Consider the following 12225-nt stretch of genomic DNA (forward strand, 5'->3'; position numbering starts at 1 on the left):
TTTTTTGTGCGTATTTATTTAGACTTAGTTTAAGCAGTACAACGATCACAATAAGTGAAACCACTGTTACAACAAGCCCACCTTCTAAGCCGAACTTACCACCATTAACGAGTGCTGACTCCATATTTGCCGTTGAATTAAAGATCGTACCAGGTAATGGCTGACCACTCACTTCGTTACCGAGCAACACGCCTAGCGCAAGATTCCAGAAACTATGTGCTGCACCGGTTAACCAAATGTTATCTGACCAGTAGAATAACAGTGAGAAGACAATCCCCGCTAAAAATAAATTCACAAAACTTAATACACTCGTATTCGGATTCAAGAAATGAAGAAACGAGAAGAATGCAGCATTGATGAATATTCCGGCAGGAACGCCTAACTGATGGCTGACTTTATTCATTAAGAAACCACGAGCCAATACTTCTTCAGTTAACCCTTGAATCATAAAGAGTGCGATAAGCCAGCTGATTGTAAACCACTGAATATCTGGGTTCAATGTACTATGCATCGCACCGAATAACACATTGATGCAATAAATGATGAGAATCATTCCTGTCCCTAATAAGACACCAAACAAATATTTCGGTATGAATTGCGCTTTAAAGAAACCTAATGCCTGTACCGGATGACGATAAACAAATTTATTAACAATGAAACACGCGGCAAGTAAGAACGGAAATAAGAGCAATCCGATAAGCGTGCCGAGCGGTTCGCGTAATAAATCGTCAATCGTTGCAGTCGGATTAAAGATAAGTAGTATTGGAATGATAAAGAATCCCGCAACCATTTGAACGATAAAGAATATCGCAATTGCAATCAGGACAGTTCCATACCACGGAATATTACGCGGGGATTTAGTCGATAAGGCGATACTTTCGTTAAATTTCATGCATATAACCTCCACTTTAGATTAGTCAAAGTATACCATATTAATGCCATAATATTGAAACAATGTATGGCATATCATTTCGATTTCCCGACAAAGTCGCTGCGGCGAACGATATAAATCATGCTATAATAAATTTTCGAGAATTAAACACGTACAGCGCATTTCACAAGGAGAACGTTTATGACATTAAAGATGAATGGCGATTACTTTAACGCCCTTAATAATAGAAATCAATACAATCAACAAGAAATACAAGCAATGCACGACACAGTTTCGAATTTAATGACGATATCGACGACTGAACATAAACCGGGTATATTACTTGGCCGTATACAATCTGGGAAGACACGTAGTTTCATGGGATCGATTGCGCTCGGATTTGATAATGGCTTTGAAGTGGTGATCATCTTAACGAAGAACTCCAATGCATTGGCACGTCAAACTTATGAACGATTGAGACAGGAATTTGAAGTGTTGATGGCTGATGATCAAGTGATTGCTTATGACATTATGCAGCTGCCACAGGATTTACGACAATTTGAGTTAAAGAAAAGAATCGTCATCGTTGCTAAGAAAGAGAAGAAGAACGTTGAACGTTTAACACATGCGCTATTCAATCAATATCCATCGCTTGCTAATAAACAAATGATGATTATTGATGATGAAGCGGATTATGCATCGGTTGTGTATGAGAAAGACCGTGATAAGAACTTAACAGAATTGAAAGTCATCGCCACACAATTAGATGATATTAAGCGTCGTGTTCCGACAGCTGCGTACTTACAAGTTACTGCAACACCGTATTCACTGTATTTACAACCGGATAGTGAGACATTACACGCACGTGGTTATCAACCGAAACGACCAGCATTTACTGTACTCGTGCCGACATTTGATGCGTATGTTGGCGGCAAGTTCTATTTCGAACAATCGAAACTGAACCATCCGGCAAGTTATGTGTATCAACCGATTACAGATACTGAACTTGAAATACTACGCAAAGAAGATAAACGTCGTGCAAAGCCGGATTATTTACTGACGTCTAAGAACTTTATCGGATTACGCGCAGCGCTGATTAACTTTATTGTTGGCGGCAATATTCGTAACTTGCAGCAACAGCATGCAGGGGAACGATTAAAGAAATATGCATTTATCATGCACACCATTACGACGAAGAAAGCACATATGTGGCAGTATGAACTCGTACAAATGATTGAACAACGACTAAAGATATTACTACAAACAGATGAATCAGCTTTTCAACAACTTATTAAATCGTCGTATACACAATTTAAACAATCAACAAAAGCACACTATTTCCCGGGAATTGATGATGTATATGAAGCGGTGAAAGCAACATTTGAAGAAGAAACATTGCTCATTACCATCGTTAATTCGGAGCAGGATGTTAACCAATTACTGAATCATGCAGGAGAATTGAATTTGCGTGCACCACTGAATTTCTTTATCGGTGGACAAATATTAGACCGTGGCATTACGATTGGTAACTTAATCGGATTCTACTACGGCAGAGACCCGAAGAAATTTCAGCAAGATACCGTACTGCAACACTCACGCATGTATGGCGCTAGACCACAAGAAGATTTATATGTAACGCGATTTTATACGACGCCACGTATTTATGACGTTATGGAGCGCATGCATGCCTTTGATGAAGATTTGAGATATGCATTTGAAACGGGTAGAAATGAAGGAGAAGTCATCTTTATGATGCACGATGCGCATAAAGATATCGTGCCATGTAATCCGAACAAATTATTGCTATCGAAAGTAATGACCGTGAAAGGTAAGAAACGATTCTTACCGGTTGGCTTTCAGACGAAGCGTAAGACTGAGATGACAAGTCGCATGAAACAGATTGATCAACAAATCGAATCATTACGTCGTTATGCAATTCAGCAAAATGCAAATGACAATCGCCATATACTTGTTCCAGTTGTGCGTGTCATTCCCATCTTAGAAGAAATTATGGCTACACTTGTAATGGAAGAAGGATATGAATGGCAAATAGAAACATATACTTCGTTATTAAATTATTTATCACGTCTCAGTGCGAATCATACAGGATACGTATGGGTGATAACACGAGACAATCGAAATATATCACGTTATCGACAAGACGGTATCCGATTTGCCGATCGACCGGACAATGGGCAAGACGAGTTAAAGCAAAGTTATCAATATGGTACGACACATCCGACCGTGATGCTGTTAAGACAGAACGGCGACATCGCACAGGGATGGCGTGGTGCACCATTTTACTGGCCGGTTATTGTTGCACAGACGAAACTGACGACCATTGTGTTTGAAGGATAGGAGAGATAGGTATATTGTAGATTTGCGAGTGAGCAGTATGTGTGGTGTATCGCTCAGTCAAGGGTTACAAAAAGAGGGTAAGACGAAATCGTCTTATCCTCTTATTTCTTTCTTATAAATAATCGTCTGAACATACATAAGCATTATACTTGTTGGAATAAATAAACTATATAAAATGATATCGAATAACGCACTGCTTAGCGTAATGGCATAAATACTTAATCCTAATACTGATACATATAGCACCAAGTTAAAGATAAGTAAGAACATTGGCGATTTACGGCCGTAAACCAACTCGATTAACTGGTCGGAAATAATACTCAACAAAGTTAATGAAATTATCGCGTAAATAATATAATCTGCTGGTGGAGCACCCTTTGCAATGTGTTTGAAGATATTAACAGATAAAAATACGACAATCAGTATATAAATATAGAAAAACATTTGTTTGTTCATCATGCACAACCTTTCTTTCGTTCTTTCCTTTTTATTATAGCATGTAATAAATAGTAAAAGAATTGAAGTAAAGTAACTATAGTCGTATTTTTAAAATTACTTACTCACTCACACTAATAGGAAATCTGTATGTTCAAAATACAAAAATGTGGATATTAATATACAATTTCATCTTTTTGTTATACAATATTATATATAAATATTCTTTAAAGAATAATAACTAGGAGGTGAACGTTATGAAACTAAGATTGAAATCTTTTACGTTAGCAGCTAGTTTGACATTGACGATTTTCGCAGCAAACATGCCTTCAGAATGGCATTTATGGTAAAATACATTACAATTAAAGGTAAGATTAAAAATACTTACAACCTTATTTAGGTTATAAGTATTTTTTTATATAATTATTTTTAAGATAATGAGTAGAGGAGGCAGCGTATGAATATTGGGTATTATATAAAAGAACGGCGTCAAGAAATTGGTATGACACAAAAAGAATTATCTGAAGGCATTTGCACACAAAGTCAGATCAGTAAAATTGAAAAAAATGAAATGGTGCCATTGTCAACGTTACTCATGGATATTGCTAAAAGGTTAAACCTTTCGTTAGATGAAATAGCAGGCATAAAACATTCAGACGCACGTCTGCATGGCATCGATAAAGAAAAAATAAATCATTTATTATTACTCAGAAATTATGAAGAGATTTCTGTCTATATAGCGCTTTTGGATTACGGGAAATTAAGTCATGATGATACGATTTATCTGCAATATATTAAATTAGTACTGCGTAATATGATTCAAAATGAAGATACAGTTGAAGCAATGGAAATACTATACGCTGATAATAGACATACCATTGATCTTGAATTAAAGGTTAATATATTGAACAGTATGGCCAATTTATATTTGAAAAAGCATAACTACCTTCAAGCTAGAACCTACTTTAAAGAAGCATTGTCATTGATTTATAGTCATCATTTAACGTCCACGCTATGTTTTAAAGTAATATACAATTTCCTGAGATTACTATATGAAGAACATGAATATAAAGAAATGTATGATCTTGCATGTGAAGCAATTGATTTATCTCATAAAGAAATGAACATGATATGTATTTCAGAATTCATATATTCTAAAAATACAGCATTATTGAAATTGAACAGTACGAATTTAATCGATGAAGGTGAACTCTGTTTCGCAAAGTACCTCGCAAAAAAACAAAAGAAAATTGAACTCCTGAATTTATTTGATGCAATAGAACTTGAGATAAAAGAAAGTAGTACATAAGCGTTCATGTGCTACTTTCTTTTTGCGTTTTATCATAATAACCTCACGATTATTTAAGTTTTTCGTTATGGTAAAGCTCCGTTTCTTCGATTAATCCTAAACGGATGCCTTTTATTACGGCACCAAGTCTAGAATTGACATTAAGCTTTTTTATAATACTGGAAACATGATATTCAATCGTTCGTTTACTCATATATGCAATTTCGCTGATCTGTGTGTTTGTAAGGTCTTGAGACATAAGGCTTAATATCTCTATCTCTTTAGGTGTCAAATCAGAAATAATGAAGGATTGAGATGATGCAACTTTTATATTACGCGCATAAACTTCACGAACAATGTTGACTAAATGTGCCGGACTATCTTCTTTGAGTACATACGCAGATGCACCATTTTGGAAAGCACGCGTCTTGTAATTATCGATGTTATAACCACTTAATACAATGAATTTTATGTTTGGATAAATCGTTTTATACTTTTTTATAACATCCAGACCATTGACCTCTTTTATCTTAATATCACATATAATAATATCCGGATGAAATTCAAGTATATAATCATTCATTAAGTCTGGATTCGTAACCACTTTATATACACACATATCGTCTTCTTTTTCTAGTATGCTTTTTAAACCTTCCCCAAACAATTCATGATCATCTAGAATGAATATCTTTTTCATATGTAATCACCTCATCTATTGTGTATGTTAATCACTTTAGAACTATATTCAAAACTCATTATATATATATTCGTAACGAAATTTAAATTAGTAAATCACGCAATATTTTTGAAGTTTTATACAATTCAAAGGATAATCTATTGTATTATATCAATATTCTAATATTATATAAATATATAGAAAAAGAATATTCTATATAAATATAAAACGGAGTGTGATATTATGTCTAAAATTTCAAAAAAATCAATCGGGCCATTAGCACTATCTGCTACAATTGTTGCAACATCTTTTGTGGGAACGGCTACTGCAGATGCGAAACACAAGGAAGACAAATTACCTAAATTCAACCAAGTGGTAAAGCAGAAATCTGATGTAAAGAATATTTTGAAAGAGCTTCCTGGAACAGCAAAAGTAAAAAAACACTATAAAAATTATGCTGTAAAAGAAGTAAAAACAGATGACCTAGGATATACACATTACACGTTAGCACCAAAAGTAAAAGGTAAATATGCGACAGATAAAGAAATTAAAGTACACACGAATAAAAATGGTGAAGTTGTACTGGTTAATGGGGCAACAAATGCAAATGAAGTTGCACCTACAAATGAAGTTAAAATTTCAAAAGAAGAAGCGATTAATCATGCATATCAAGCTTTGAAGATTGATCCAGAAAAAGCGGATAACATGGGGCAGGATGTCGTGAAAAAAGCGACTACTGAAATCGACGGTGAAAAAAATAAATTGGTTTATAGTGTAGAACTCGTGACAGTTCAACCTGAAATTGGGCACTGGTTAGTAAAAGTTGATGCTGAAAACGGAGACATTGTTGAAAAACAAAGTCTTGTTCATGAAGCAGCAACTCAAGGTACAGGTAAAGGTGTATTAGGAGATACTAAAACGATTAATATCAATAGCATTACAGGTGGATTCTCACTTGAAGATTTAACGCATCAAGGTAAAATTGCGGCATACAACTATAACAATCAAAATGGTAGTGCATCTTTAGTGACGGATAGAGATAAGAACTTTACAGATGATTATCAACGCGCGGGTGTAGATGCAAATTATTATGCTGCACAAGTGTATGACTACTATAAAAATACGTTTAACAGAGAGTCTTATGATGACAATGGTAGCCCTATTATTTCGTTAGCACACGTAGATACTTACGGTGGAAGTGACAATACGAATAACGCTGCCTGGGTTGGCGATAAAATGATTTATAATGACGGAGATGGGAACACGTTTACAGGGTTATCTGGCGCAAATGATGTGGTTGCACATGAAATTACTCATGGTGTTACTCAAAATACAGCGAATTTAGAATATCGTGCTCAATCAGGTGCTTTGAATGAAAGTTTTTCAGATATTTTTGGATATTTTGTAGATAATGACGACTGGTTAATGGGTGAAGATGTTTATACACCAGGTCGACAAGGTGATGCATTACGTAGTATGTCAAATCCGAAGCAATTTGGACAACCGGATCATATGAATAACTATGTTAATACTTCAAGAGATAATGGTGGCGTGCATACGAACTCTGGTATTCCTAACAAAGCGGGATATAATACAATAACAGCCATCGGACAAGAGAAAGCGCAACAAATTTATTATCGTGCTTTAACGCAATATTTAACATCAAATGCTCAGTTTACAGATGCAAAGCAAGCATTATACCAATCTGCATTAGACTTATATGACCAGGAAACAGCTGATCAAGTGTGGAGTGCATGGGATGCAGTAGGCGTTCAGTAATATAAATTTGTAGGGTTAGCAATGAATTGAAATGTTCATTGCTAGCTTTTTTTTGATTATTTCGAAGGTGCCTTGAACAAGAAGAATCGCTTAATTCGCATCTCATTTTCTGCGCGTGTCGGTGGACAGCTTGAAAAAGATGCAGATAGCTTGGTCTTTGGAGCGTAGGCACAGTACTAATGCCACCAGGTGATACTTGAAATATAAGTGTAAATACGCACTTTAAAAAAGCCCTCGAGATCAAATTAACTGATCTTGAGGGTTTCATTATTGTTCAAAATATACTTATCATCCAGCATTAAATCATTACAGATTTTCTGCAAATGATTGAGTGCATTATCCACATTATGATATCGCTTAAAATGTGCTAAATGTTCAGATGGTATTTCAATTTCATGGATGAGTGAATAACGGATATTCTGGAAGACCATCAAATAGTGACTGATGTCTGATGGCGTTAGTTGAACATATCCACCTGTTGAATGCATACGGTTTAATGTAAAAGTAAGTTGTTCAAGATAATGTAACAACGGATATAAGCGCATCAGTTCGTCCCGAATATTCTCAAATTCACCTTCAATTAAATTAAATAACAATCTTACATTCATTAAATTAAGTTGCATCTTGTATATTTCTTGTGGAGACACATGGTGATGCGCAAGCAATCCATAAAATACATTCGCTTGATTGTTAAGCAGTACATCTATATCAGATAATAACTTCGATCGACTCGTAGTATTTGAAAAATAGCTAAATAATAATATCCCAAGTACAGCAATCGTTAAACCAATCCCCACGTCAAAAACTCTTAAATATGCATATGAGAATGATAAGTGACCAACTGCAATACCAGACATTAAGATGACTTGTAATGTGACAGAGAACATCGTGTACATATAATTACTACCGACAAATACTTCATTTATCCCACCACATAACGCAATAAGTAATAAAACCACCCACAAATCAGGATTTAATTTGAGGATGACAATGACAAGCCCTATCCCGACCAATGTACCAAGTAAACGTTGAATCGCGCGTTTTAAACTATTTAAAGAAGTATTCCCCATGAGTATGACATGGACCGTTAAAGCAACCCAGTAAGGGCGATCAATTTTGCATAACAAAGCAATCGCGATTGCAATACTCATCAGTAGGCTATACTTCAAAGTCATTTGAAAAATATTAGAAGACAACGTTAAATGCGCAAGTAAACGATGCGAAATTAATGGTCTAGAGGCACTATATTTCTTCATAACAACTGCATCATCAGAAAATAAATTCTCCTCAACATCAAAGCATAGTGAAGCTAAATATTCAAACTTAGTATCAATCTCAAAAGACTTCAGTGCACTAGGACGGGACTTGTATTGAATCATCGCTATTAATTGTGACATCAATCCGTCTATTTCATCCGGGATTTTTCCTGTCTTATGGATTTGTAAATCGTTCAATTCAGAATATATCCCCTCAGCATAATAATGCAACATCTGTGCACGCTCGTACGCATGAGATTGTGATTTCCATTGAGGACGATATTTATGTAACAAATCACCCGACTGCATTAATAAAGCAATGACTTGTTTCGAATGTTGATTATATTGCGGAGAATCGAACTTATGCATCAACATATGTAACGCATGAAATTCTTTCAAAATAATATTGTTTAATACATCTTCTTTACGCAGAAGTGTTGCGATGATGACAATGAATAAAGTAATTAAACCACCAAGCAACACGAGACTTGCACGAAGTAAAGACTGATCCGGTTCATGTGGCATGATACTTGCTAAACCGAAAGCAACGATGAAGAATGTAGAGCTTGGGCCTTTAATGTCCAGTGTTTGACAGACAAAATAAGGGATGACAGCAAATAAAAATAAAAGTAATCCGAAGAGTAACATATGATTTGCTGTGAGCGTTCCTAAAAACATTGCAAACGAAAGGGTAAAGCTTGAAATAATCACCGTTTTTATACGCGAATGTAATGGGCCACCGAAGACGTAAATATGCGCTAGTGTGCCGGTTGAAACCATCAGACCATAGGACACATTCCCGAGGTAGTAGAAGAGAAATAGAGGGATAGCCATCATGATAGATTGTGCTATCCCTTTTGGAATATCAATCTTATTACGATCAATATAAAATAAAGATTTAAAATATTGCATGTTATCACCGTTTCTAAAAGTTATCATATTTATTTTAACAGATTTTAAGAAAAAGCGTGGGAGGTAGGATTGGTGGGAGGAGAGTAGGTGTGTAATATAAAATAAAGCCATAAAGGCCGTTTTTATTATGTATTGATTAATAAAAGAAGTTCTAAAGGATAACAAAAGAACGACTGAATCTATCATAATAAAAATCATTCGATGTTATAATTAGAAATTTCAGAATTCTATTGACCAGGCCGTCTCCTTAGTGATAATATTGATAACAATTAAATAGCTTATAAAGAGAGATGGAGGGAATTGGCCCTATGAAGTCTCAGCAACCGGCGTAAGCACGGTGCTAATTCCAACAGGTGATGCCTGAAATATGAGTGTAAATCGAAGTTACCCTTCCTATTTTAGGAGGGGTATTTTTTTATGGAGGAATGAAGATGAGCAATTTCAGAAGAGGATTAGAAGAACGTCATGTCATGATGCTAAGCTTTGGAGGTGTGATTGGCACAGGATTATTCTTAAGTACCGGTTACACATTGCAGCAGGCAGGTCCGATTGGAACGATTGTGAGTTATATCGTGGGCGCACTGCTTGTTTATATCGTCATGAAATGTATGGGTGCACTTGCGGTCAGTCATCCTGACGTAGGTGGGTTTCACACGTATGCTAATATTTATATCCATCCGTCTATTGGACACGTTGTGGCGTGGAGTTACTGGTTATGCTGGACGATTGCGCTTGGATCTGAGATTACAGCGGGCGGGATTCTATTTCAGAAGTGGTTCCCGGACTTTCCAGTCTGGTTGTTTAGTTTAATCTTTATTGTAATTATTGTCGCGATTAATTTTACGAATAGTAAAATTTACGGAGAAACAGAATTCTGGTTATCACTTGTTAAAGTACTCGCGATTATTGCATTTATTGTGATTGGCATACTTGTATTATTTAATGTATTACCGTCTGACTTAAAACCAGTAACACAGTTAGACAAGCTGTTAGATGTACCAAATGGCATGTTCGGTGTATTTGTGACCATGCTTGCTGTGAATTATGCATTTAGTGGAACAGAACTTATCGCGATTGCAGCCGGTGAAACAAAGGACCCGGAAACTGTAATACCGAAGACAATACGCGCAACAGTATGGCGTCTAGCATTACTCTTTATCGGGACGATTGTTGTCATGGTATTACTCATTCCGACCGACAAAGCAAGTTTACTTGAAAGCCCATTTGTCTCTGTATTAGACAGTGTAGGCATACCCTATGCAGGCGACATTATGAACTTTGTGATATTAACAGCACTCTTATCCGCAGCCAATTCAGGACTATATGCCAGCAGCCGCATGCTCTGGAGCATATCAGAACGCGATAACATCATACGAACTGCGAGAAAATTGAATCATCACGGCATGCCAGTCAATGCAACGCTCATTAGCTTAGTCGGCGCATTACTGAGTCTATTATCAAGCGTGATCGCACCAGAGACCGTCTATTTAGTGCTTGTATCCATTGCAGGATTTGCAGTTGTTGTCGTGTGGATGAGCATATGTTTAGCGCGATTTAACCAATTAAAGCAAAGTCACGTGACGCGTAAACAAGCTTACATATTACCCGTATTAGGCTTTACATTATGCTTAATATCAACAATCGGCGTGCTCTTTGACCCGAACCAGCGCTTCGCTACACTGATTGGCTTACCATTCTGTATTATCGTCGGACTCATACATTACTATGCGAAGAAAGGAGAAAGCCTTCATGCTGCTACGCGATAAACTCGAGCAAGACATTACCATACTAGACGGTGGATTTGGAACGACCGTTGAAGCATTTGGCTATGACGTGAAACATGAACTATGGTCCACGCATCTCATTAAAGAACACCCGGAAGCTATCCTTAAAGTCCATCAGGCATTTGTAGATAACGGAGCTGAAATCATACTGACCAACACTTATCAGGGTGCCGTACAATCATTTCTAAATACCGGATACACAGAACGAGAAGCAGAAGACTACCTGAAGGAAGCAGTTGAACTCGCACATCAAAGTGTAAATTCCAATGTACTCGTTGCAGCATCACTCGGACCATACGGCGCAATGCTCGGCAACGGATCAGAATATACAGGTGCGTATCAAGTGCGACAAAGTGATTATATCAAGTATCACATACAACGCCTCAACATACTGATAGAAGCAGGCATACGCGTCTTTGCCTTTGAAACAATACCAAACATAGAAGAAGTGAAAGCCGTAAAAGCATTGCTTGAAGATTATCCAGACATTGAAGCCTGGCTATCCGTAACGTTAAAAGACAGTGCACACCTATCAGACGGCACACCCATTGAAGAAGTCATTGAAGTCGTTAATGGTATAGACAATGTACACGCATTCGGAGTCAACTGTACAAGCGTCAAAGTGATTGATGGCGCAGTAGAACGACTGCTTGCGTTAAGTGAGAAGGCGATAATCTTATATCCCAATGGTGGACGCAAATACGACGCAGTTGAGAAAGTATGGATTGATCAAGAAGATATTTCATTGATTGAAGCGGCTGTTAAATGGAAACAACTTGGCGTGAAAATGATCGGCGGATGCTGTCAGGTTGGCCCTGAAGAAATTGGGGCATTAAGTACAGTATTGAAAGGGAAGTAAAACAAAG

At 36.7% G+C, this 12225-nt stretch carries 9 protein-coding genes and 1 riboswitch; of the genes, 5 read left to right on the forward strand and 4 right to left on the reverse strand.

The features are described from left to right. Window positions 1–892: CPBP family intramembrane glutamic endopeptidase (locus OCL94_RS11815; protein WP_262997123.1), on the reverse strand; the 892-nt coding region annotated here is incomplete at its 3' end. 180 nt (window positions 893–1072) lie between these two features. Between OCL94_RS11815 and OCL94_RS11820 the strand changes: the two genes are divergently transcribed. Next, the gene (locus OCL94_RS11820; RefSeq protein ID WP_262997124.1) at window positions 1073–3229 is read left to right on the forward strand and encodes a Z1 domain-containing protein; all 2157 of its coding nucleotides are present in this window, start codon (window positions 1073–1075) and stop codon (window positions 3227–3229) included. Between the two features lie 93 nt (window positions 3230–3322). Here OCL94_RS11820 and OCL94_RS11825 read toward each other — a convergent pair whose 3' ends face one another. Next, complete coding sequence (locus OCL94_RS11825) at window positions 3323–3688, reverse strand: hypothetical protein (RefSeq protein WP_262997125.1); 366 nt, start codon at window positions 3686–3688, stop codon at window positions 3323–3325. Window positions 3689–4121: 433 nt separating this feature from the next. On the opposite strand from OCL94_RS11825, the gene OCL94_RS11830 reads away from it, so the two are divergent. Continuing rightward, on the forward strand, window positions 4122–4973 hold the full coding sequence (locus OCL94_RS11830) for a helix-turn-helix domain-containing protein (RefSeq protein WP_262997126.1): 852 nt from the start codon (window positions 4122–4124) through the stop codon (window positions 4971–4973). Between the two features lie 49 nt (window positions 4974–5022). Here the strand turns inward: OCL94_RS11830 and OCL94_RS11835 are convergent, their stop codons facing one another. After that, window positions 5023–5649: a response regulator transcription factor gene (locus tag OCL94_RS11835; RefSeq protein WP_262997127.1), complete on the reverse strand. Its 627-nt coding sequence runs from the start codon at window positions 5647–5649 to the stop codon at window positions 5023–5025. 222 nt (window positions 5650–5871) lie between these two features. On the opposite strand from OCL94_RS11835, the gene OCL94_RS11840 reads away from it, so the two are divergent. Next, window positions 5872–7407: a M4 family metallopeptidase gene (locus OCL94_RS11840; protein WP_262997128.1), complete on the forward strand. Its 1536-nt coding sequence runs from the start codon at window positions 5872–5874 to the stop codon at window positions 7405–7407. Between the two features lie 245 nt (window positions 7408–7652). Here the strand turns inward: OCL94_RS11840 and OCL94_RS11845 are convergent, their stop codons facing one another. Beyond that, complete coding sequence (locus OCL94_RS11845; protein ID WP_262997129.1) at window positions 7653–9575, reverse strand: FUSC family protein; 1923 nt, start codon at window positions 9573–9575, stop codon at window positions 7653–7655. A gap of 275 nt (window positions 9576–9850) precedes the next feature. Further along, window positions 9851–9949: riboswitch (SAM riboswitch) on the forward strand. Between the two features lie 51 nt (window positions 9950–10000). On the opposite strand from OCL94_RS11845, the gene OCL94_RS11850 reads away from it, so the two are divergent. Then, window positions 10001–11341, forward strand: a complete 1341-nt coding sequence (locus tag OCL94_RS11850) for an amino acid permease (RefSeq protein WP_262997130.1) — start codon at window positions 10001–10003, stop codon at window positions 11339–11341. Beyond that, complete coding sequence (mmuM, locus tag OCL94_RS11855) at window positions 11325–12218, forward strand: homocysteine S-methyltransferase (protein ID WP_262997131.1); 894 nt, start codon at window positions 11325–11327, stop codon at window positions 12216–12218. The genes OCL94_RS11850 and mmuM overlap by 17 nt, the downstream gene beginning before the upstream one ends. Window positions 12219–12225: the final 7 nt, after the last annotated feature.

Origin of the sequence: Macrococcus capreoli (assembly GCF_025628935.1) — a bacterium.
Taxonomy (GTDB): domain Bacteria; phylum Bacillota; class Bacilli; order Staphylococcales; family Staphylococcaceae; genus Macrococcoides; species Macrococcoides capreoli.